The following is a 20814-nucleotide window of genomic DNA, read 5'->3' as shown; positions in this document are numbered from 1 at the left end:
CGTCACTCCCCGTCGCCCTGCATCTCCGACTCGTCGCCGTCGGCGCACTCGGACACGGCGGAGATGCTGTAGCCACGCGGATCGGCCAGCAGGTCGATGCTCGTGGTCGGGCCTCCTACGCCTCGGATGCCGAGGTGCGGCGGTCTGCCCTCGCTCTGGTACGTCTCCGTCGTGATGCCGCGTCCCGACCACAGCTCGTCGAGCACGGCCACGTCGGCCTCCGGATCGCCGACGGTGGGCCCGCGCATGACGATGTAAGCGTAGGCGGCCCCGTCTCCGCCGTCGCTTTTCGTGCACCTCTCGACGGCGGGTCCGCTATAGACCTGCCAGCCGCCCCCGAGGGCGTGCGCCGAGGTGTCGACCATTGTGACCACCGCCTCCCGGGCACCTTCGGGGTCCACGACGTCCGTCGGGGTGCTCCCGGTGCATCCGGTGAGCGTGAGCGTCAATGCGGCGAAGATCGCGACAATGCGTGTCCTCATCTCGGTGAGCCGATGGAGTACACCTCAGGGGAGAAGGGGACCCACGGCATGTTCTCTCGGATCCAGAACGATGCGGCCCCGACCTCGAACGTGTAGGGGCCGGGTGCCTCGTCGTAGTGGCGGGCGATCTCGTCGCGATTGTCGTAGCTGATGCCGCGATCAAAGGTGAGCTGGCCGCAGTCGTTCGTCTCGAAGAAGACGGCCGAATGCGACGAACCAATGCCCCTGGACGATCGGTTCGAGACGATGCCGCCCGCTGCGGACTCGACCGTGCACGATGTGGTGCGGATGTGCGCGTCGTCGTACGCGCCGAGGGACACGAGTGCCGGGAGTAGCGCCAGGCTCGGCACCAGGACGACGAACGCGAGAACCCTGGTGACCAGGTCGTAGGCGACTCGGGGACGGGTCAGATGGGTGAGCTTGCCGAGCAGATCCTGGTACGAGGCCCAGGGCCCGGCCGCGTTGTCGCGGAGCCAATCCGCGAGCACGTCGTAGTGACGGTCGAACCGGTTCGCAACGAAGCCCCTCCGCCTCCGTCCGGTCACACCGCCGATGCCGACGTGACCTGCCCCGGTCGGTCGGATGACGACGACGTCGCCGGGTAGGACGACGTCCTTCCGGCCGAGGCCGACGACCGCCTCCAGCCGGTCGGGAAACACCCGCACCCGCGTTCGCAATCTCAGGGTGCCAAAGACCACAGCGCCGAACCCGATGCCGATCGTGAACGCACTGGCCGCCACCCGAGTGAAGACGGCATCACCATAGAACTCGACCGCGAAGGCCATCCGGACGCCCAACACCATGACCGCCGCCGCGGCGATCGTCCACGCGACGGGCTTCCAGACGGCCCCCCGGACCGTGACCGGCTCCGTCCGCCGCTCGACGCCCTCTGGCTGCTGCTGCACAGCGTCCCCCGAACACATTGCCCCGATACGTGTCATGAGCTTTGCACCTCGCGGCCCTCATGTGCGTCGGCTTCATCGCTGCGCGTCCGATAGGGGATCGGTTTGCGGGCCGGTGCTAACGCTCGAGGTCCCAAACCTGCTCGACGTAATCCTGCGTCCATCCGGCCCTCAGGCGCGTCATGGCTCGGTCGTACGAGGCGAGCAGGTCCATGCGCGGCCGGACCATGGACTGCATCTGGAGGCCCTCGTACAGAGCGATGAGCTGCTCGGCTCCGCGTTCCGGTTGCATGGTCGCTGGTTCGCGGCCGACGGTGACGTCGTGCACGAGTCCTCGCAGGACCAATGCGTGGAACTTGTGCCATTCGTGCTGCAGGGTCGGGGCCATTGGATGATCCGGCGTCGCCGCAACGTTCAGCAATGACGTGAGGAGGCGCATGAGTGAGGGGTCCCGGACGTTCTGCTCGACGATGCCTCGGAGGAACCGCACGGTGCCGTGAGTCTGCATCACGGGGATCACCGGCTCCATCCGCTCGGCGTTCCAGCGGTCGACGGCGGCCATGACTAGACCGTCCCAACGGGGGAAAAAACGCTCGATGGTGTCGACGGGGAGGCCGGCGATGTCGGCGACGACGGTAGAGGTGGTCTCGTGGAACGCCTTGGTGCGGAACGCCGTAATCACGGCCGTCACGATGCGGACACGAGTCTCGGTGTCATGGCTGACAGGAACTGCGTCGTGCGCGCCGTCGGTTGATTCCATCACTGCCTCATCCGAGCACCCCGAGGTCTGCTCGTCCAGACCCCGTTCGGGTCGTGCCTCAGGTGGGACATCACCGAACACTTCGAGGCCGGCCTGGTCAGGACCGCTTACTGGGGCCAAGTGAACGAAGGTGCAGGTGTTCGCGCTGGGGCTGATCGATCGAAGTGTCAGCTACTCGGCCCGGAGGCCGACGGAGGCGACAGTCACGCTGACGTGGGCTAGCAGGTCGGGAATGCACCTTCGCAGGAATGCGTGAGTGGTGAGACTGACGTTCCTTGCGACGGTAGGCGCCGTATGGGTGGCGGCCACCCCGACTCTAATTCCGATGTGCAGTTCTGTGCCGTTGCGGGTGACGCGCACGAGTTCATGTCTTCCCGTGGGGTAAACGTGATCCACGCCGGGGACGCCCAAGGCGAGGTCGTGCAGGGTAGTTCTGAGGTCTTGGTGCATGTTCTCGAGCTTTCTGCCGAGCCGAAAATTAATGGCAGTAGCCGTCATCGCCTCTGCGGCTGGGCCAGCGAAGGAGGCTCGACAGCATCTGGGAGGCGAGTCGAGGCCTGCTAATCGACGTCGACGGATGCCTCTTCCCGGCGCACGCTTTTCGTGACCGTCGTCGTTTCGGTGACGTCACGAACGGAAAGGGTGACTCGTTCGACCGGGACGATGCTTCGAACGAGCGAGACTCGCTCTTCGTGGAGAACCATGACGATGGGCTGTCGATCAGCCACCGCCGGCACCGCTCCGGGTTCGGCGTCGGGGCCGAAGGGTTCACGGACGAGGCGCATCTCTTCGTGGCTCACGTCGACTGTGATCGTTCGCTGTTCTGTCACGATCACGCGCTGCAGGCGTACGCGTTCGGTCACGCGTCTCTCCGTGGAGACGACGACGTGTTCCTCGCTCAGGATGACCTCTTGGGTGCCCTGCGGGCGGGGCGGCGTAGGAACCGAGGGTGAAGTCATGGACACGTCCAAGTCGTGGTGGGTGCGGTGCAGATACGTCTGGGATGGCGGGCCTGATGCTCAACGGCCCCGCTCAAGGGGAGCGGGGCCGTCGCTACTTCCGAGGAGCTAGTTGGAGCGTCGAGCCGACGTGGTCGACGCCTTCTTCTTCGCCTCGTCTGCCGCCTGCTTGGCCTGGTTGGTGACAGAGGGTGCGGCTGCTGCGTGCTGCTGGATCTTGGGTGCTTCTTCCTCGGCCTTGGTCAGCATCGCCTCCCAGCGGTGCTGCATGGGCTTGATCAGCCCACCGCCGACACCGACGATGATCACACCCGCGATGATCGACAGGACCGTGATCAGGATCGGCGTCGTCACCGTCGTGGCGATGTCGATTTGCTCGAGGGCTGCGGTCACGCCGATGAAGAGGATGAACACGGCGACGATGTTGCCAAGCGCCGTCCCGTACGAGAGGCCGCCGAGAGTGTTCTGGATGAGTCCCTTGGCGCCAGCAGCGATCGCTGCGGCGATGACGATGATGATGATCGCGACGATGAACTTGGGCAGGAATCCGATGATGCCTGCGAGGAGGTCGCTGACGGGGTTCGGACCGAACACCCCGAAGGCGAACTGGAGGACGAAGAGCACCAGCGTGTAGTAGATGATCTTCGACACGATGTCGGAGGCGTCGAGCTTGGAGTTGGCGAGTGCCTTCTTTATGCCGCCGCGCTCGACCGCACGGTCGAAGCCGACGCGGGTGAGGAGCCGAGAGAGACCCTTTTCGATGAGTTTCGCGACGATGAGGCCGACGACGAGGATGAGCAGGAACAGCAGAGCCAGCGGAACGAACGCGATGACCGTGGCCAATCCGTTCTGCAGGGCGGCGGGGAAGTCCATGGGAAGCCTTTCGGGCACATGTCGGGTAGATGGTCTGGCAGGTGTCACAGAGGGTGTGGCTAGGGGGCCGGCGGCATCCGCACCGTTCGGGTCGACGCGGATGCCGCCGGGGGTTGCTAGGAGCGGGTGTCGCGGTCGATGACGGTCTCGTCGCCGGTCGTGGTGCGGGTGCCGGAGTTGTCGAGCTCGATCTCTTCGTGCGACACGTTCTCGGTGACCTCGCGCTGCTCGGTGACGGTCTCGGTGCCGAGGGCGACGCGCTCGACGGGAACTGTTTCCTTGTCGGTGACGACGTGCTCCTCGGTGAGGATCACCTCGTGCTCCTCCTCGCTGAGCGCGGGGCCGGAGAGCGCGTCGACAGCGTTCGCATCGGTGATGGGCTCACGGCTGAGCGTGACTTCTTCGTGGCTGACCGGGACGGTCTTGGTGACCTGCTCGGTGACGACGTGCTTGCGAAGGCGGGCCCGGCCAGCTTCGACGCGCTCGGTCCCGACGTGCAGGCGCTCTTCGGACCGGGTCATGGCGTCGTCCGTCGTCGGGCCCGACGTGTCGTGGCCCTCGGTCGTGACGGCGTTGGTCGCGACGTCGGCGTCCTGGTCGTACAGGGGCTGCTCGTTCTTTGTTGAGGCTGCGGCGTAGCTGGTGTCTCCGTAGTAGGAGAACAGTGCGTCCTCCTCCTCAGTGCTGAGCTGACCGTCGGCGTCGACACGGGGCGCGTCCTTGACGAACGCCTTGTCGTGGGCCACGCGAAGGTTGCCGCCGTCGAAGGTCGCATCGCTCAGCGGAGCGAATGACTCCGACGACCCGAACAGACCCGTGCGGACCGTGACCCAGACGGGGTTCTGGGACTCATCAACGTAGACCTGGCCCACGGTGCCGATCTTCGCGTTGTCGGTGCCGTAAACGTCGGCGCCGGCAAGGTCATTAATGCTGCTGCTGTCGATCATGGGTTTTCTCCTTTTTCCCCGGCAACGGTGCCTAGGGCTCGGTGAGGAGCGTGCTCGGCTTACGGTGTAAGCCGTGGGGAAGCTTATAGCGTAAGGCGAGATACGGTTACGGCGTCTTGAAAAAGATCTCGTGTGCGTTGCTGCCGGGGTCTGGGGCCGATGTGCAGGAGGCGGTAATCATGACCGAGCGGACTAAAGGGACTCGGCCTGGTGGCGCGGGACTCAGCAGGAGCCTCATCGTCGCTACTGCTCTGGCGCAGATTGACCGGTTGGGTCCGCAGGGACTGTCGATGCGGTCCCTTGCTGTGGAGCTCGGGGTCGAGGCGATGTCCCTCTATAGGTATGTCCACGGCAAGGAGGATTTGCTCGAAGGTGTCGTAGCGTCGCTGATGAGCGAGCTCACCTCCCACCTTGAGGAGGCAGAAGGTGCTCATTGGCAGGAGTTCCTGCAGAGGGTCGCTCACTCCGTCCGGGAGATCGCGACGGAGCACCCAAAGGCGTTCCCTCTCGTGGCGACGCGGCACCCGGCTGCACCGTGGCTGCGTCCCCCGCTTCGCAGCATCGAGGTCGTCGACACGTTCCTCCGATCGTTGACGAGGAACGGGTTCTCGGATGCTCTTGCGGTCGACGCTTATCGCGCGTTCAGCAGCTTTCTCCTCGGCCAGCTCCTCTTGCAATCCGTTGTCCGCGGGGCTGAAGCTGGCCCCGCGGAAGAACCGCTCGACGAGGGCGGGGCGGTCGTGCCGGAAGGTGACGGGAACGTATCCCTCGACAATGCCACCGAGGTCCGCCGCCTCCGGAACCTCCTCAGCGAAGACCGCAGCGACGAAGAGTTCGAGATCTCCCTCGAAGCACTCCTTGACCGCATCGCCCGCGACGTCTCACAGTGACGCACCCACGCCACGGCGCTACTGCCTCGTGCGGGTAGGCAACCCTGCCCTATAGGGGATTGGCTATCGGTGTCGGTCGGTTCCGCAGCCTGCTGCGAGGTAGGCCAGGCTCACGGCATTTCCTCCGACGAGTAGATACGCGGTCCAAGACCAGGGCGCCCGTCGAGAGTGAGGTTCGTTTCGGGCGTGCAGCATGAGGGTCACGACGCAGCCTGTGGTGTTCAGGAGGAGGCCAGCGACGACGGGCATCCGGGCGTCGTGACGGAAGGCGATCACTGCGAGTGACAGGCCGGCGGCAGCGACGGCGGCGTCTGCGCGCGCTGAACGGGCCGACAGGCTCGTCTGTGTCCTGAAGGTCAGCGCCCTGATGATGAAGATCGTTACGTGCGCAATGTCGAGAGTCATTGCCCGACGGAACAACCGCGAGATTCTCATCTGCCCAACAAACGTGCGCCCTGACTTCGGTGGCCGTGTCTTCGAGGCCATCGTCCGAACGTTCCTGTCATCGCTGGTGTGCATCCCGATCAGGCACAGTCAGACCGAGGCGGGGTGACCGGCGGGAGGCTGCCCCTTCCGCCGGTCACTCATGACGGTAGCTACGTCGCGCACCACAGGCCGGGCCTTGACAAACAACTAGCACGCCACGACCTGACTGCCGTCTCGTCACGGCCGGGGCGCGGGTACGCGTGCGGGGACGTTTGGCCGGGAGGAGGTCTCGACGTAGCGGCGGGGGACGGTCCAGTGGCTGCCGAACACGGCGTTCCACTCGTCGGGGTGGAAGGGGCTGTGGCCGCCGGCGGGGTAGCTCGTGAGCTCGCCGAAGACGATGCGCTCGGGGAGCAGGTAGAGGTCCACTCGGACGAAGTCGGTGTCGGCGGCCAGGTCCTCGGCGATGGCGACCATCTCTCGGAGCCTGTCCGGGGCCTCCTTCGGGGGATCGGCCCACGCGGGGCCGCCGCTCAGAGGCAGGTGTTGCCATCCGGCGTCGTAGAAGTCCTGGGTTCGGGTGTCGAAGCGGCCGGTATCGACCTGGACGTAGCGGCAGGTGCCGTGGAAGACGAAGAACTTGTAGTCGTCGGGGATGCCCCCGGCGGGTCCGGTGAGCTTCTCCTCGACGATGACGCGGGGCGGGATCTGGCTGTAGGCCCACTCCTCGTTCGGGCCGCGGCCGTACAGCTTGCTCGTCCAGGCCGCGGCGATGTCGCGCAGCACGGCCTGGTGGGCGGCTCCGGGCCGTACGTGGGCGTAGACCCAGCCCCACTCGGGGCGGGGCAGGACGGCGTCGGCCGGGGCGTCGGGCGAGACGACGACGGCAGCGCCGCTGCCGTGGGTCGGCTTGACGACGTACGAGTCAGGCAGGTCCAGGTCGAGCAGGCCGTCCGGGTCGTCGAGGACGGCGTGTGCCCGGGGCAGCAGGTCGGCGTGGCCCAGGGTTGCCACGTGGTCGCGGACCGCTGCTTTGTCCGCGAAGGTCACCACGAGCTGGCGATGGTCACGGAGCATCTTGTACCGGACCTTCTCGGTGAAGGTGCGCGGGGCACGGGTCCGCCACAGACGGACAGCCCTGACCAGGACGGAGCGTCCGCGCCAGCGGGCGCGGGGAACTCGCGTGGCGGTCACGGAACTGGGAGGGGAAGAATGGGGCAGGGCACGAGACAAGTTTGCCGCCTCCACCGGCTGCGATGATCCTTCGCCCGTCGTCGACCAGTGCGACACCTGGAACGGTGTGAGTGTGCGGCGCCGATACGCTCGGGTCGGCCATTTTCGTCCCCGGCCGAGGAGGCCCTCGTCCCGTTCCGGTCCGCTCCTTCCCGTGTGCGTCCGCCATCTCCCCAGGCTGCCGACCCGCGATGGTTCCGCATGGGACTTGCTGTGCCGCCTCCGGACGCGTCCGTGTTCGTCCACGGCGTCGGGCTGTCTCACCGGTCGTTCAGCCGCCTTAGTGCCTCGCTCACCGCGCACGGCACCGTTCTTGCCCCCGATCTGCTGGGCTTCGGGAAAGCGAACGGTCCGGGGCGGCAGCACGAAGTGAGGGACGGGCGGGCCGCCGGTGCGGCCCGCCCGTCCGACGGTTCACTCAGCCCTAGGCGGCTGCCTGCTGCTCGGCTGCGACCACGTCGACCTCATCGGTCGCCACGGTGGTCGTGCCGGCGGCCGTGTCGACTTCCAGGGTAGCCGGGCCGTACTCGTCGGAGGAGTAGCCGGCCGTCCAGACCGCTGCCCAGATGCCGTCGACGAGGGTCGCCGGTGTCGTCGTTCCGGAAGCGCTCACTACGCGGACCGCCGTGACGTCCCTTCCGGCCTGCCCGCTGAGCTGAGCGTGCTGGGCGCCGGTGTCGGGATCGCCGAAGCCGGCCACGTACCCAAACGACACAACCTCGTCGGTGCCCAGGCCGTCCCGCAGGCTCGTCGTGCCGGTGGAGACCACCACGCCGTCCTTCTCGAAAGATTCAGCAAGGATGTCACCCTGGACGGCCCATTTACCCTGGTAGCCATCGGCTTGCTGCGACAGGAGGGGCGTGGCGACCGCGGTGAGCCGGTCCTCGACCGAAGTGGCGGGGCTGGACGGGGCAGCTGCGGCGGTCGTGACGGCTGCGACGCCGGACGCGACCAGCAGTGCTGAGGCGGCGACGATGATGCGGGTTCTATTCATAGGGGTTGCTCCTCGAGTCAGGGTGCCAACGGAAGAGGTGCTCCCGTCGCATCTTCAGCCTCGCGGCGGCGCCCAGTTCTCGCCGTCGGCCGCAGGGTGGCCGACGCTCCGCCTGAAGGACCACCTCGGGTCTGCGTCAGTGCTTCTGTCGTCGCATGGCCGTCCGCGCGAACGCGCGAGACAGCCATCACGAATGGACCCGTTATGTGGTCAGCGACTGGTCTCTCACGCCGCGGTACGCCCACCGGATGAGACCCGAGACATGCGCTCACCAACGGGCCATTGCCGAGGTGCTGACCTGCCTCACTGGCGTCGTCAGCTAGGACGAGGGGCTTCCATCACGAATTCATCGATCGTCGCCTGGATTAGGTCGGCCGTGAGCTTGCCCGCAGTGTCGGCGTCGCGCCCCAAGAGAGCCTCGGCGATGTCGAGATGTTGCCTCGCGGCGGCCGGGGTCCAGGTAGTGATCGTGTAACGGGCCTCCTCAACGCGCGTGCGCAGAATTGCTTCAACCTGAGTGGCGAAGTGTCCAATCACTTGGTTGCCCGACCCCCGAAGAAGCGAGGTGTGAAAGGCGACGTCGGCCTCGAGGTAACCCGGTCCGTCGTGAGCTTCGGCCGCTTCAACCATGGTTCGGGCAGCGTTGCGCACTGACGTTATCTGCTGAGCATCGGCCGCCTGCGACCCTAAGCGTGCAGCGACGGGTTCAAGCCCCAGTCGCAGCTCGAGCAGCTCACGCATCTGCGTGAAGTACTCCGGCCCACGGCCACGCCACACGATCACCTGCGGGTTCATCAAGTCCCACGAATCACGCGGCAGTACCTGCGTTCCAGTGCGCTGGCGTGGCTGCACCATCCCCAGCGACTGCAGCACGCGAAGTGCCTCACGAAGGACCGTTCGAGAGACAGCGAACCGCTCGCTCATCGCCTCAACGTTGAGAATCGTGCCAGGAGCAAGCCGGCCCGCCACCATGTCCTGCCCGAGGGCATTGATGACTTGCCAGTGCAGTCCCCGGTCTCGGGATGAGGGAGAAGACCTCGTTGTCATCGTCGTTTCCTGTGCCTAGTCGCCGTCTTGCCCTGGGAGTAGCCCTGTGGCACACTCACTGAATCTGATTAATCGGATTATTCAGATCTGCGTGTCATCCAAGGATGACAGATCCGCATCGCTGGGCCTCATCCATGGGCGGCATCACGCCGCTTGCTTGGCCTCCTGGTCCGGTCGGTACGCAAGTAAATCCCTGACGAAGAGGTCGCAGTGAAGCGTCCTCGGAAGGACGCGACACCATGCACCTCATCCCTGCGGCAACGGCCGCCCCCACGCCCTCGGGCAGCGACGCGCAACTGATAATCGCTGCCCTGGTGGGCATTGCCGTGATCGTGACGCTCATCACGTGGCTGAAAGTGCATCCCTTCCTCGCGCTGCTGCTAGGGGCGGTCGGGGTGGGTATCGGCGCAGGTCTCGCACCCGGCGACGCCGTCACGAGCTTCGGCACCGGGTTCGGCTCAACGATGACGAGCGTCGGAATTCTGATCGGCCTAGGAGCCATGTTCGGCAAGCTGCTGAGCGACTCCGGGGGAGCCGACCGCATTGTCGACACGCTCATCTTGCGGTCGTCTCAAAAAGCGCTGCCCTGGGTGATGGCGCTCATTGGCGGCCTGATCGGCCTGCCGATGTTCTTCGAGGTGGGTCTTGTGCTGCTGATCCCCGTGATCGTGCTTGTCGCCCGCCGTTCAGGTCTGCCGCTCATGCGCATCGCTATCCCCGCCCTTGCAGGGCTCTCAGCCATGCACGCCCTCGTCCCCCCGCACCCCGGCCCGCTGCTCGCCGTGTCAACCGTCGGCGCCGACCTAGGCCTAACCCTCGGACTCGGCGTACTCGTGGCGATCCCCACCGTGATCGTCGCGGGACCCCTGTTCTCAAAGCTCGCCGCGAAATGGGCGCCCGTGCCGGTTCCCGACCTGTTCCTGTCACAAGAGGAGGACGGCAGCGAGGGCTCGGCCCGGAAGCGACCCAGTTTCGTCAACGCACTGATCGGCATCCTGCTGCCCGTCGTGCTGATGCTCGCCCGATCGATCCGCGAGGCGGCCTTGCCCACAGCAACCGGTACCTGGGTGGACCTGCTCGAATTCCTCGGCACCCCCATGGTCGCTCTCACCGTGGCCGTCCTCTACGCCATGGTCTTCTACGCGCGTGCCGGCGGTATGGACAAGGCAGCAGTGTCAAAGACCCTCGGTTCATCGCTGCCCGATGTCGCCGGCATCCTGCTGATCGTCGGTGCAGGCGGCGGATTCAAGCAGGTGCTCATCGACACAGGAATCGGGACAGTCATCGGTGACGCCGTGTCAGAGTCAGGTGTCAGCGTCCTGCTTGTCGCCTGGGTCGTCGCGGCCCTCGTGCGCGTCGCCACCGGATCAGCGACCGTAGCCACAGTCACCGCCGCCGGCATCATGGCCCCCCTCGCTGCCGACATGTCCACCCCCGAGGCATCACTGCTCGTACTTGCCATCGGCGCGGGCTCCGTCTTCCTGTCCCACGTAAACGACGCAGGGTTCTGGCTCATCAAGGAGTACCTCGGCACCACCGTGGGCCAGAACTTCAAGACCTGGAGCCTGATGGAGTGCGTCCTCAGCCTCACAGCCCTCGCCGGTGTCATGCTCGCCAGCGTTTTCATCTGACGACCATGACCTCCGAAAAAGACACCACAGGCGCCTCCCTGATGGCGGCCTCACCCCCGAGTGCGATTCCTGTTCCTAGCACCGCGCGCCGCTGGTCGGGCGCCCCCGTGCTCGTCGTGATGGGCGTCTCGGGCTCGGGCAAGTCGACCGTGGCGGCGCTGGTCGCCGAGCGCCTCGGCTGGGACCACGCCGAGGGCGACGACCTCCACCCCGACGAGAACGTCGCGAAGATGGCAGCCGGCGTGCCGCTCGACGACGACGACCGGGCGCCGTGGCTCGACACCGTCTCGTCGTGGATCATCGAGCACGCGATGCAGGGCGTGCCCGGCGTCATCACCTGCTCGGCGCTCAAGCGCAGCTACCGCGACGTGCTGCGCGAGCTCGACGTCGTCTTCGTCTACCTCCGCGGCAGCAACGACCTCATCGGCGGCCGGATGGCCGCGCGCCCCGGGCACTTCATGCCGGCCTCGCTGCTCGACTCGCAGCTCGCGACCCTCGAGCCGCCGCAGGCCGACGAGCGCCACATCGTCGTCGACGCGACGCAGACGCCCGAGCAGGAGGCCGACGACGTCATCCGGCTGCTGGGGCTCTCGCCGACCCGCTGACCGGCACCGCGCCTCCGGTCAGGACGACCGCGTGAGCGGATTTTTGGTCTCAGCTACAGATGATTGCGAGGATGTCAGGGCTGATGACGTCGTGCGACGACTGCTCGGACGAGACTTCACCACCAATGTCCCTCTAAGTGCGTCTGACCGCGTGCATCTTGATGCCTCAGTCCTGGGCTGGGCCAGAACCCACCATCTGGGGCCGCTGGTCTCTAGAGGTTGTCCCGTAGCACTCGGGGGGTTAGCCCTGATGCCAGCGCTTGGGCGGGGAACCGTCCCGGGCCACGCCCTCGTCGACGTGCAGGTGCATGCGCATCGGTTGACCGAGCCGCACGCGCCGTTGCATGCAGTATCTCCGATCCTCGATCCGCCATGTCGACGTCGGCGACGATCGCTGCCTCGATGTCGGCGTCAACCGGGTTGAGCCAGCTGGGCACCGGGACACCGTTCGTCGCCTCACCGGTGCGCGCCGGCACCCTGGCCGGCGACAAGTGGATCACGAAGCTCATCGCGGGAGCCGTCGGAGCCGCAACAGCGCCCGGCATCCTCATCGGCCGTGACGAACCCGTCGACGACCTCGCCTTGCGGGCTGCCGGTGTCGGCCTCGTACCGCCTCTCATCGTCAAGTCCACTGCGGGCGGCTCGAGCAACGGGCTGTCCCGCCTTGCGGACCTCGCCGAACTGCCGTCGGCCGTGACGATTGCCCCGAAGGAGGGGGCAAGCGTGCTCGTCGAGGCGTTCCTCGCGGGCCGCAAGGTCGACATTGCCCTCTGGCGCGACCACACCGGGACGCTGCGGGAAGGTTCGACCCCGAGATCGGTGTGGCGCGAGGCACCGTGTTCGACCGCGCCAGCAAGTACGACGGCACCGCAGCGTCAACCCTGCCGGCCAGCCTCGACGCCGACTAACACGCAGCGGTGGCAGGGGCCGCTAGCGCGCTCTGGGACGCCCTGGGCTGTGACGGCGTTGCCCGGTTCGACTCCTTCGTGACCACCGACGGCGTCGTCCTGAACGAGGTCAACTCCACGCCGGGCTTCACCGAGCAGTCACAGATGCCCCGAATGGCTGCTGCGGTCGGTATTGACTACGTCGAACTCGTGGCCACCCTTGTCGAATCAGCAATGCGGAACACGACAAATCGAAGTCGCAACTAGAACGTCACCCAGCTACGGGAGAGGACATCGTCGATGTTTTCGTGGACTCTTTCTGCCTTGGACGCAGCTTGTCCTGGTGGAGTGCGTACGCCCGGGCGGCCACATGCAGACTCCTCAAGCCTGGAGGGCCTCCGTAGGGCGCCGGCCCAGGGACAAGAACTGCTCGTACGTAAAAGCTGACTCCTCAGGTGACTTAAGGACGGCCTGAGCGGAGGGAAGGCGGCTGGCGCGCCGAGTCCGCGGATATGGCTCGATCCGGACTGGGGCGACGCGATTATCGCTGAGGTAAAGGCTACCCGCGCCGTCCGGCGAATCGCGCCCCGCTTCAGCGAAATAGGCGTGGCCTGCTGCGGCAGCAAAATGTGATGCTGGGCCTGTCGCTGAGTTACTCACGGACGGCTTCTGCCGCGAAGAGGGCCGCAAGATCAAGAGGTTCGGTGGCCGCCAGTTCGGCATCGAATACGTCTCTCATGCCGTGACTGCAGCGCGGTGGCGGACGCATCGCGTCAGGTCGAGGGCAGGCTCTACCGGGCGCGGACCTGTCCTGGAACCTGCGACGTTGGTGGGTTTCTGCCCAAGAGAGGGGATTGACCATGGACGCATGGAGGCACTCAATTCTGCAGCCCTGCGCTGCCGGGACGTACACCTTCGATTTTGGCCCCAGGGTGAGGCCGTGCACCGCCGTGAATCGGTACGACCTCATCGTGGCAGACGCCTCAAGGCGGATTAGGTAAATCGGAAAAGCATTCGCGGCATGGACAACCAAGACTGGAGGATCGGCGACAAAGTGATCGCGGTCACTAGAGGGCGAGCTGCCTCGACGCGCTATTCGCGGCCGACCTGCGCGTTTCGTACGTCATAGATGGCGCGTTTAAGGCGCTGCACCTCGTGAGGGTCGGGGGTCGCGCTTCGAAGGGTCCTGTCGTAGACGCGGATGAGGTCGCGTCGGCGTTGGGCAAGCTCATCGAAGGTCATCCACTTGAGCACTTCAGGGTCGACGTCGTCCACGCCCTGATCTTGACCCCTAGGAGACCTCGGTGTCATGCGCTCTCTCCTTGGGCGAGGGTGTTTCGGGGGTATTCAGCAAATCGCGTGAAGTATGCGGCCGAGAATCGGCCGAGATTGCCAAAGCCCCAGCGCTTCGCAATTTCGGCGACCCGGGCAGTTGCGGGGTCAGCCGCGAGGAGATCAAGACGCACCCGATCCAGGCGAACATCCCGGATGAAGCTGGTGGGGCTTGCGCCGAGATGTGTGCTCATTTGCTGCTGCAGGGTGCGGGGGTGCATGTCGGCTGCGGTGGCGACGTCGTGGGAGGTGATGGCTTGGTCGACGTAGGCGTGCACATATTCGGCGGCGAGGCGAAGTCGTTGAGTGCGCTCGGTGCGAATTTTCGCGGGGATGTTCAGTGCTTGCCAGGGGAACAGGTCAAGGAGAGCGTGTGCGAGCGTGGTTTGGGCTAAGAGGCGTTCCGCTGCAGGGGTTCCGGGGTGGGTTATGAGCGGGGTTGCCTCACCCAGCGCGTGCTTCCACGCTGCCAGGGCTTGTGGGGTGGGTGTCGCCGCGTAGTCAAAGACAATGCGCTGCGCCGTTCGACCGTGGCGGGTAGCTGCGACATCCTCGAAGAACGAGGCATCGAAGTGAACAATGCTGTGCCGGTGGGGCGTCATCGAGAACGAATACGACGTCTCGGTGGGGGTGAGAAAAGGCATCCCCGGGATGCTGGTCAGTTGCCCCTGGGGGTAGTTGATCGTGACGGACCCCACGGGGAACCAGGACACGACGTAGTCCCGGGACCAGGGAATGACGCCTCGAAGGTGCCCTGTAAACGACCCCGTCTGCAGGCTCGCCCGGGCATCGCCCGCAGTGGCGAACCTGAAACTAAACGTCTCTCGTCCTCGCTGCGCCCTGAACTGACGACCATCGAGGGCCTCTTCGAGGTGCGCTCGGGCGTCTTCCATGTTCGTCCCGGTCCACGCGTGACGGACAAACCCAGGCGCTACGGGCTCTACCGTGCTCGCGAGAGTGACGGGCAAGGGGCGCTCTGCGGCGATGGGGTCACGGGTGTAGCTGTTTGGCATGGGGTCTCCTGGTCCAGCTCATGTGTCGCGCCGCACAGCGGTGAAGTGTGCTCGCAGCAACAAGACGAGATGAACAGGCCAGAAGTCACGAAATGACGCCAATGAGGCTCCATTCACGATGCCCGATCGGAGCAGATAAGTCCCCACCCCAGTCCGCGTTACGCCCCACAAGGGCTGTACCCCATTCTATTTGCCGGCCTGCGGCATCGCGAAAGCCCGCTAAAGTTGCGCCGGCGACACGGCTGCGAGCTGGGCGGGTTTTTGCCGACCTAGGGTCGAGCAACTCCGTGGGGGGTTGCGTGAGTGAGGCCCGGGAGAGAGCAGATGGGTGGTCTCGGGCTGACGGCATGCGCCCGAGTGTTGGTGCGCTGGGAGCTCATGAGGCGACAGGTGCACCGGGAGAACTTGTTCCCGGTGCACTTATGCCCCTGGACCCGAATCCAGAGGCGCACTTCTTGCTGACCCACCAGCTGTTCGGCATGAGGGGGGCCTTGGTTTGTGCCTACTTTGGGGAAGAGGTAGGCGCGGGCGCAACCTGAGGTAACACGATACGCGCATGATTCGCCGGGACTTGGCGGACGTTAAAATAGGGGGAAGGCGGCTTCGTAGGAGTCGAAGTCGGTGAAGGGAAGGGCAGTATCTCCGGTGTCTCGATCTTCCGCATCGACGATCTGAGAGCGGAACAGTACCGGAACGCCAGGAGTGACAAGGGCGCTGACTTTCTCGTTGCCATAGACAACGAGATCGACGAGATCTCCACCGGAACGCGCTGCTTGAACAACTGCCGCTCTTATGTCGGCGATGTCGGCACCCTGGGCGAGAATGAAAGTTGCCCCCGCAATGATCACCGCATGCCGTTCCATCGTCTTTTCCCTCATCACCCGATCACGGTAGGCCCCCAGGGGCTTCACCTCGAAACTTTTCCCGGGGGCTTGACGGCGGCTCTTCCAGCACGCCCATCCGTGCCAGGCAACAACGCTAAGAGGCCGACTTCAGGTCGAGGGGAGTGCGTCTTGGGTGTGCTTACCCTGGGCTAACCAGCCCAGGCGCTTCAGTGCCTCATGATTGCGGGCCCGAATAATGATGTCCTGAAGGACCTTGGGTACCCATACCGCAGGCCCGCGGACGGCATGTTCCGTCATCTGGGTAATCGAGCCACGACGGTGCCGGCGAACGGAGAGCGTGACGTCGGCTTCCCCAAGAGGCCACCCGCGGGCACGAAGCTGAAGTCGCTGCGACGGGTCCCAGCAAGTTACGCTGGTCGAGTCGTTGATGACCCCTGGCCACACACCGATTGAGTAATGAACTTTCGAACCGACACCGGGCCACATGGGGTCCACGTGGCGAATGCGGGAGGCACCTACGACCCATCCGGCGAACAGCCATCCGTCGGAGAGAACGTCGAACACCGCCGAGGGTGGTGCGTTGATGAAGCGGCTCACACTAGCCATGGACGTCATCTCGTTTCCTTCAGGCTCCGAGGCCCAGCCGTGTGGCCGAGCGGCTGGGGCCGATGCAGGGCGTGCGCCCTTGTGCGGCCTGAGTTAGCCGGCGGGGTTGTCGATTGGGGTGTCGTCCTCGTCTGTTCCCGTTTCCGGGTCAACTTCCGAAGGCTTCGCGAGTTCCTCGGTGCTCTTAGTTGCGTCAGGACCTGTGTCGGGCTGTGAATTAGTCATACCTGGACGCTACGCGCGGAACGACAGCAGCCCTCCGCTTCTCGATGCCCCGTTGACATTGGCTCCCATCGCGTGGACCGACCTTCTGCCGGACGGCTACACGGAGGCGTCGTGTGGCGCATCTGGTGGGAGGCAGTGCTGCTCGTCCCGGCACCGCTTCGGGACGGTGTGCGCCGGTCGGGTAGGCCAAGCAGCACTGCCCACGCCGTTTTAGAGGCTCATGCCCTCACAACGCTTGCGTCTACCCGCGCACTGGGGGAGTGGCCACCCCACCTGGAGAGCCGCTATTTACCTGCCGCGGCCCGGACCCAATCGGTTCAGGTGGTCGGACTGGCTGAGTCCCGTGGGTGTCAGGGCGGAAAGGCCCCACCTGCCTTTGGGCTTGGTGGGGCCCGAACGGCAGCACCGGATAACCGATCAGGAAATCCCCGATGCTTCATTCATTACGGGTAACCAGCCCGTGAGTGCAACCTACGCCGACCGGTGAAACAAAACGAGGGTTTGACTTTCCACAATCAGAACTATTTTCGTACGACACGACTGGCCCATGGACCTGCACACACACCAGGGGGCACCCTGAAGGCGGACAAGGCCGTGTCGCGGTCTGACCGCTTTCCTGCCGGGAACCCGGGCCTAGAACAGCTCAGCCGGGCCGGCCGTGGTGGCGATCAGCGCTTACTGAGGTGCGGGCGGGGTGGCGGGGGTGAGGCGGGCGTTGTCGAGGATGGCTACGGCGTCAGATGCGCTGATGACCCACGTCAGAGTTGCTGTGACTGTCGCGGTGCTGGCGTCGGAGACGTCATTGGTGAGGAAGTCAACCGTAACTCCAGACACCTGCTGGGAGAGAGCGGTGACAGCGTTGGCGCCGTCCACGATGGCGTTGTCGTCGTAAGGAAAATTGGAAAGAGCCATGTCCGCATTCTCTCTAGGCCATCTCCAACACGCACGTGTCGTTGTGGCCAGTTGGGTACTTCTCCGTGTGGCCGGTTAGGACGGCTGGGGTGGTTCAGGTGCCACCTGCAGTCCGGGTCCCTGGTTCGCGGAGTCCGTCAACGCCTGAATCCAGTAGGGGTTGATTCGAGGAGGGCGGCTGCCGACGTACCGGAACAGCAGATTCGCTGACGGATGAAGCCACACGCTGCTGCGACCGTCACCTGCTTGCGCGGGTGTCTTCCACGAGAAAGCAAAGCTCTCTGAGCGGCGAAGTTTGTTGATGATGACGATTTGCAGGTGCGCGAGCGTGCGGTCATCGAGCTCGAGTTCGACTGTGCGGTCGTAAACGAAAACGCCCATGCAGTGCCCCTTCCATGTGTGGCCTCATAAGTGAGGTGAAGTACTCACCAACGATGAGGAGGGGGAGTCAGGCACAACAAAGAGCGCCCGCTCTTTAAACGTAAGGGCTGCCGCCACCACCACCTGGGGCCTTGACAGGAACAGGCGCGGGGCGCTACTGGCATACGAGAGGCCCGTGCCGGGGGATGCCGCCTTCTTTCACGGCGCAGCTGCGGGGAAGGTTTACGAGACCTGTGTCTCTGAGGCAGGACCGGGTTCCGGGAGGACATGCAGGCCGGTGCCGCTGTGGGCGCTTTGCGTGAGGGCGAGGAGCCAGTCTTTGTTCAACGAGGGAACTTTCACGCCTTCAAAGCTGAAGCGGAGGCCGATGGCGGGGTGCATCCAGAGTGTGTTTCTCCCGCTTCCGGCTTCAGGGTCAAGAACGTAGGAGAACGCAAAACTTTCGTTCCGTCGCAGCTTGCTGACGATGACGACTTGAAGGTGGGCCAGGGTCCGGTCCGGGATGCGGATGTCAGTCGTGGCGTGGTCGTAGAGAAGAAAGCCCATGGTGTCGCCTTTAGAGAGGTGGCATCAGCCGAAGCGACGTCAAGAGGCGCCGAAGGATGCGTGGGGTGAGGCAGTCTCGTCGACTGTCAAAACTGCGATGGGTGCCAAGTTCATCGTGAAGACAGGCGCTGAAGAGGCGGCGCCTGCGACTGTGGCGATCAAGAATCTGTGAGCCCCCGGTATCTGGTGGCCTCTGTGAGCGTGGTGTTGTTCCCGCAGCCGGGGTGAGATTTCGGCTGATGGGGCCTAGTTGTTCCGGGTGCGGCGTGTGAGGCGGTTCGTTAGGACTCTAGGGGGAGGTCTCGGGGTGGAAGTAGGAGTCGTCGAAGTCGGGGACGTCGTAGGGAGCGTTTGTGTCTCCGTCGTCGCGGTCATCGTCATCGACGTCGACAGTTTCGAAGGTCACTGCCACTCCGGGGGTGACCAGCACGTCCAATGTGCGGTTTCCCACGACGGTGACGTGCAAAATGGCGCCTCCGCCTTGTGCAGCGCTGACCGACTCCGCCTCAATGCGGGCGGTGTCTTGGTCCTGGGCCAGGAGGTAGGCCGTGTCGTTGACGGTCATAGTGGTGCGCTGCATAGTCCTCACCCAACCCCTCCCCTCGATGCCTCGCGCCCCGTTGACGATGAGCTATCCGCACGCTAGGTGTTCTTCTGGCTGCCGCGCCGTGCGCCAGGTCGTGCAGAAGACGGGGGCCGGCGGGGTGGCTTAGCTCTGTGCCACGTGAGGGGGAGCGGACTTCGTGAACGGAGAACGGGTTGGATCGTGAGGTCGAGAGGAAACTGATGAAGTACATCGTTTACGGCGAGAGCAAGGTCATGACGGGTGACGCCATTGCCGAGGCTGTTTTGGCGTACGCGGCGGCCCTGGGCCAAAACGGCACGACCGACATTGTCGAGGTCCCGACCGCGGATGACGAAGGTAGCGCCGTGACCGCGCAGTTGCTTCTTGGTCCCGCAAGCCAGGTCATGATCGAAGTAGCTCCCGAGGACGAGCTCGAGCCCGAGGACAGCGCTCTCGTCGAGGAACTCATCCGCCGCACAGCGGCAGTGGGTGGCGCCCGCTTCGTTGATGCCGCGTCAGGGCATTCCCTTGACGAGGACTCAAACACGTACGACTCCAAGAGCTCGCCGTCGACGCCGAATGACCCGTTCCCGACAAAATCACGCCCCACTTCCTCTGAGTCGTAGCGCGAGAGCAGGTCGGGGGCGAATCGCTTGTCGGCCTTCTGCCGGCAGGTCTGTGGTGGTGACACAAGGAAGGCCCCCCGCATAGCGGGGGGCCTTCCTTGTGTTCAGCTCAGCAGTGGGTGCTAGCGGCGGTCGCGGTTGTCGTCGTTGCCGTCGAAGAACTCGCGGCTGCCAGACTTCGCGAGGCCACGGGCGATCATGTAGCCGACCGTGAGGATCGTGGCGTAAAGCCACACCTGGTCGGCGCCAAAGCCCTGACCGTCGTCGCCGTTGTCGGTGACAGCAGCGGCGATGAACATGCCGATCAGGATCACGACGTACGCGATGAACTCAGTGGTCTTGAACGCGGCCTTGGTCTCGGTGGACAGGCGCGTCAGACGGCCGGGGTGGTTGGATCCGGTGGTGTTGCTCATGCAAATCTCCTCGTGATGACCCTGGCAACGAATCGGCCGCCGGGGCTCGTGAACAAACAAACCGCCACCACCAGACCGCGGACTTTCTTTCTTGCACCCCTTGCCATCCGGGGCACGCATCAGAACACATTACGCACGAGAAAAAGCGTGAGTCGCGTTCCTCCGGCCCGGCCGCACGCCCTGCCCCACCCAGGTGACGGCTCCTGGAAATAGGTCGCGCCGCCGGGCACAGTGGAGTTGTGCATGACACCCCATTCAGCCTTGATCTTGCTGACTACCTCACTGACGAGGACAGCGAGTGTGCCCACGGCACGGATGGACATGAGCACTGGGACGGAGGGGCCACTTCTGGCAGCGCTACCCCGTCGGCGACGACGACCCAGCCTGGGATCACCGAGAAGAGCTCGACACCCAGACCAGCACTTGCGGACCAGGCGCCACCGTTCGGGTACATCGTCCTCGACGGTCAAGTGCGAAGACTCACCCGCTGAATGGGCGGGATTGTGGGCCCAAGCCCAGTGTGAATCTCCAGGGGGGCTTGGTTGTAGAGGCGGCGGGGCCGGCATCGCGAAACGTGACTGTGCGGCGGCCCCGCCGCGGGCGAACTCGGCTCTAACCCAGTCCCCCTGGTTTCGACGCCTGGTTACCGTCGAACATCAACGAAAATACTGCCGCCGTCAGCAGACGCGACGAACTGTCAGGAAACCGTTATTT

23 protein-coding genes are annotated in these 20814 nt (G+C 64.9%); 6 read left to right on the top strand and 17 right to left on the bottom strand.

Annotated features, from left to right (window positions below):
* Positions 1-2: 2 nt before the first annotated feature.
* The 6 genes from FHR77_RS12845 to FHR77_RS12820 form a co-directional block, all read right to left on the bottom strand.
* Positions 3-482: a hypothetical protein gene (locus FHR77_RS12845; RefSeq protein WP_167260778.1), complete on the bottom strand. Its 480-nt coding sequence runs from the start codon at positions 480-482 to the stop codon at positions 3-5.
* On the bottom strand, positions 479-1387 hold the full coding sequence (locus FHR77_RS12840; protein ID WP_167260776.1) for a hypothetical protein: 909 nt from the start codon (positions 1385-1387) through the stop codon (positions 479-481). The genes FHR77_RS12845 and FHR77_RS12840 overlap by 4 nt, the downstream gene beginning before the upstream one ends.
* A 115-nt stretch (positions 1388-1502) precedes the next feature.
* A complete protein-coding gene (locus tag FHR77_RS12835) occupies positions 1503-2144 on the bottom strand; it encodes a TetR/AcrR family transcriptional regulator (protein WP_167260774.1) in 642 nt (213 codons plus the stop codon).
* A gap of 560 nt (positions 2145-2704) precedes the next feature.
* Positions 2705-3103 (bottom strand): YsnF/AvaK domain-containing protein, encoded by a 399-nt coding sequence (locus FHR77_RS12830; RefSeq protein ID WP_167260772.1) that lies wholly within the window; start codon positions 3101-3103, stop codon positions 2705-2707.
* A 108-nt stretch (positions 3104-3211) separates the two neighbouring features.
* Positions 3212-3976, bottom strand: coding sequence for a mechanosensitive ion channel family protein (locus tag FHR77_RS12825; protein WP_167260770.1), 765 nt, complete (start codon positions 3974-3976; stop codon positions 3212-3214).
* 116 nt (positions 3977-4092) lie between these two features.
* Positions 4093-4923, bottom strand: a complete 831-nt coding sequence (locus FHR77_RS12820; RefSeq protein ID WP_167260768.1) for a DUF2382 domain-containing protein — start codon at positions 4921-4923, stop codon at positions 4093-4095.
* Between the two features lie 116 nt (positions 4924-5039).
* Here FHR77_RS12820 and FHR77_RS12815 point away from each other — a divergent pair, with 116 nt between their 5' ends.
* The gene (locus FHR77_RS12815) at positions 5040-5813 is read left to right on the top strand and encodes a TetR/AcrR family transcriptional regulator C-terminal domain-containing protein (protein ID WP_243861667.1); all 774 of its coding nucleotides are present in this window, start codon (positions 5040-5042) and stop codon (positions 5811-5813) included.
* Between the two features lie 663 nt (positions 5814-6476).
* Here the strand turns inward: FHR77_RS12815 and FHR77_RS12810 are convergent.
* The 3 genes from FHR77_RS12810 to FHR77_RS12800 all read right to left on the bottom strand — a co-directional run bounded on the left by FHR77_RS12810 (position 6477) and on the right by FHR77_RS12800 (position 9513).
* Entirely contained in the window at positions 6477-7433 is a 957-nt protein-coding gene (locus FHR77_RS12810; RefSeq protein ID WP_167260766.1) for an ATP-grasp fold amidoligase family protein, read from the bottom strand.
* Positions 7434-7896: 463 nt separating this feature from the next.
* Positions 7897-8466 (bottom strand): hypothetical protein, encoded by a 570-nt coding sequence (locus FHR77_RS12805; protein WP_167260764.1) that lies wholly within the window; start codon positions 8464-8466, stop codon positions 7897-7899.
* 315 nt (positions 8467-8781) lie between these two features.
* Entirely contained in the window at positions 8782-9513 is a 732-nt protein-coding gene (locus tag FHR77_RS12800) for a FadR/GntR family transcriptional regulator (protein WP_167260762.1), read from the bottom strand.
* Between the two features lie 239 nt (positions 9514-9752).
* Here FHR77_RS12800 and FHR77_RS12795 point away from each other — a divergent pair, with 239 nt between their 5' ends.
* The 4 genes from FHR77_RS12795 to FHR77_RS16455 all read left to right on the top strand — a co-directional run bounded on the left by FHR77_RS12795 (position 9753) and on the right by FHR77_RS16455 (position 12903).
* Positions 9753-11144 (top strand): GntP family permease, encoded by a 1392-nt coding sequence (locus tag FHR77_RS12795; protein ID WP_167260760.1) that lies wholly within the window; start codon positions 9753-9755, stop codon positions 11142-11144.
* A 5-nt stretch (positions 11145-11149) separates the two neighbouring features.
* Positions 11150-11749: a gluconokinase gene (locus tag FHR77_RS12790; protein WP_424956022.1), complete on the top strand. Its 600-nt coding sequence runs from the start codon at positions 11150-11152 to the stop codon at positions 11747-11749.
* Between the two features lie 372 nt (positions 11750-12121).
* Positions 12122-12739 carry a D-alanine--D-alanine ligase family protein gene (locus FHR77_RS12785; protein ID WP_167260758.1) on the top strand — a complete coding sequence of 206 codons (618 nt, stop codon included), beginning with the start codon at positions 12122-12124 and terminating at the stop codon, positions 12737-12739.
* Positions 12667-12903 carry a D-alanine--D-alanine ligase family protein gene (locus FHR77_RS16455; protein WP_167260756.1) on the top strand — a complete coding sequence of 79 codons (237 nt, stop codon included), beginning with the start codon at positions 12667-12669 and terminating at the stop codon, positions 12901-12903. Before FHR77_RS12785 ends, FHR77_RS16455 begins: the two co-directional genes overlap by 73 nt.
* An 825-nt stretch (positions 12904-13728) precedes the next feature.
* Here FHR77_RS16455 and FHR77_RS12775 read toward each other — a convergent pair.
* The 7 genes from FHR77_RS12775 to FHR77_RS12745 all read right to left on the bottom strand — a co-directional run bounded on the left by FHR77_RS12775 (position 13729) and on the right by FHR77_RS12745 (position 19061).
* On the bottom strand, positions 13729-13911 hold the full coding sequence (locus FHR77_RS12775) for a hypothetical protein (protein WP_167260754.1): 183 nt from the start codon (positions 13909-13911) through the stop codon (positions 13729-13731).
* Positions 13912-13943: 32 nt separating this feature from the next.
* The gene (locus tag FHR77_RS12770; RefSeq protein WP_167260752.1) at positions 13944-14612 is read right to left on the bottom strand and encodes an AraC family transcriptional regulator; all 669 of its coding nucleotides are present in this window, start codon (positions 14610-14612) and stop codon (positions 13944-13946) included.
* Positions 14613-15562: 950 nt separating this feature from the next.
* Positions 15563-15859 carry a hypothetical protein gene (locus FHR77_RS12765; RefSeq protein WP_167260750.1) on the bottom strand — a complete coding sequence of 99 codons (297 nt, stop codon included), beginning with the start codon at positions 15857-15859 and terminating at the stop codon, positions 15563-15565.
* 1473 nt (positions 15860-17332) lie between these two features.
* On the bottom strand, positions 17333-17569 hold the full coding sequence (locus tag FHR77_RS12760; protein ID WP_167260748.1) for a hypothetical protein: 237 nt from the start codon (positions 17567-17569) through the stop codon (positions 17333-17335).
* A gap of 75 nt (positions 17570-17644) precedes the next feature.
* Positions 17645-17950: a DUF7882 family protein gene (locus tag FHR77_RS12755; RefSeq protein WP_167260746.1), complete on the bottom strand. Its 306-nt coding sequence runs from the start codon at positions 17948-17950 to the stop codon at positions 17645-17647.
* 222 nt (positions 17951-18172) lie between these two features.
* A complete protein-coding gene (locus FHR77_RS12750) occupies positions 18173-18496 on the bottom strand; it encodes a DUF7882 family protein (RefSeq protein WP_167260744.1) in 324 nt (107 codons plus the stop codon).
* Between the two features lie 289 nt (positions 18497-18785).
* The gene (locus FHR77_RS12745; protein WP_167260742.1) at positions 18786-19061 is read right to left on the bottom strand and encodes a hypothetical protein; all 276 of its coding nucleotides are present in this window, start codon (positions 19059-19061) and stop codon (positions 18786-18788) included.
* A 221-nt stretch (positions 19062-19282) separates the two neighbouring features.
* Here FHR77_RS12745 and FHR77_RS12740 point away from each other — a divergent pair, with 221 nt between their 5' ends.
* On the top strand, positions 19283-19687 hold the full coding sequence (locus tag FHR77_RS12740; RefSeq protein ID WP_167260740.1) for a hypothetical protein: 405 nt from the start codon (positions 19283-19285) through the stop codon (positions 19685-19687).
* Between the two features lie 122 nt (positions 19688-19809).
* On the opposite strand, the gene FHR77_RS12735 is transcribed toward FHR77_RS12740, so the two are convergent.
* On the bottom strand, positions 19810-20100 hold the full coding sequence (locus FHR77_RS12735) for a SoxR reducing system RseC family protein (protein ID WP_167260738.1): 291 nt from the start codon (positions 20098-20100) through the stop codon (positions 19810-19812).
* Between the last annotated feature and the right edge of the window lie 714 nt (positions 20101-20814).

The sequence above is a fragment of the Frigoribacterium endophyticum genome, from assembly GCF_011759585.1.
Classification (GTDB): Bacteria; Actinomycetota; Actinomycetes; order Actinomycetales; family Microbacteriaceae; genus Frigoribacterium; species Frigoribacterium endophyticum.
This window is presented reverse-complemented; position numbering and strand designations above follow the sequence as displayed.

Excerpts from the sequence above, each read along its gene's own strand:
- FHR77_RS12845 (WP_167260778.1), bottom strand. The coding sequence starts at position 482 with ATGAGGACACGCATTGTCGCGATCTTCGCCGCATTGACGCTCACGCTC.
- FHR77_RS12835 (WP_167260774.1), bottom strand. The coding sequence starts at position 2,144 with ATGGAATCAACCGACGGCGCGCACGACGCAGTTCCTGTCAGCCATGAC.
- FHR77_RS12830 (WP_167260772.1), bottom strand. The coding sequence starts at position 3,103 with ATGACTTCACCCTCGGTTCCTACGCCGCCCCGCCCGCAGGGCACCCAA.
- FHR77_RS12825 (WP_167260770.1), bottom strand. The coding sequence starts at position 3,976 with ATGGACTTCCCCGCCGCCCTGCAGAACGGATTGGCCACGGTCATCGCG.
- FHR77_RS12820 (WP_167260768.1), bottom strand. The coding sequence starts at position 4,923 with ATGATCGACAGCAGCAGCATTAATGACCTTGCCGGCGCCGACGTTTAC.
- FHR77_RS12805 (WP_167260764.1), bottom strand. The coding sequence starts at position 8,466 with ATGAATAGAACCCGCATCATCGTCGCCGCCTCAGCACTGCTGGTCGCG.
- FHR77_RS12800 (WP_167260762.1), bottom strand. The coding sequence starts at position 9,513 with ATGACAACGAGGTCTTCTCCCTCATCCCGAGACCGGGGACTGCACTGG.
- FHR77_RS12795 (WP_167260760.1), top strand. The coding sequence starts at position 9,753 with ATGCACCTCATCCCTGCGGCAACGGCCGCCCCCACGCCCTCGGGCAGC.
- FHR77_RS12790 (WP_424956022.1), top strand. The coding sequence starts at position 11,150 with ATGACCTCCGAAAAAGACACCACAGGCGCCTCCCTGATGGCGGCCTCA.
- FHR77_RS12785 (WP_167260758.1), top strand. The coding sequence starts at position 12,122 with ATGTCGACGTCGGCGACGATCGCTGCCTCGATGTCGGCGTCAACCGGG.
- FHR77_RS12770 (WP_167260752.1), bottom strand. The coding sequence starts at position 14,612 with ATGCCTTTTCTCACCCCCACCGAGACGTCGTATTCGTTCTCGATGACG.
- FHR77_RS12765 (WP_167260750.1), bottom strand. The coding sequence starts at position 15,859 with ATGAGGGAAAAGACGATGGAACGGCATGCGGTGATCATTGCGGGGGCA.
- FHR77_RS12760 (WP_167260748.1), bottom strand. The coding sequence starts at position 17,569 with ATGGCTCTTTCCAATTTTCCTTACGACGACAACGCCATCGTGGACGGC.
- FHR77_RS12755 (WP_167260746.1), bottom strand. The coding sequence starts at position 17,950 with ATGGGCGTTTTCGTTTACGACCGCACAGTCGAACTCGAGCTCGATGAC.
- FHR77_RS12750 (WP_167260744.1), bottom strand. The coding sequence starts at position 18,496 with ATGGGCTTTCTTCTCTACGACCACGCCACGACTGACATCCGCATCCCG.
- FHR77_RS12745 (WP_167260742.1), bottom strand. The coding sequence starts at position 19,061 with ATGACCGTCAACGACACGGCCTACCTCCTGGCCCAGGACCAAGACACC.
- FHR77_RS12740 (WP_167260740.1), top strand. The coding sequence starts at position 19,283 with ATGAAGTACATCGTTTACGGCGAGAGCAAGGTCATGACGGGTGACGCC.
- FHR77_RS12735 (WP_167260738.1), bottom strand. The coding sequence starts at position 20,100 with ATGAGCAACACCACCGGATCCAACCACCCCGGCCGTCTGACGCGCCTG.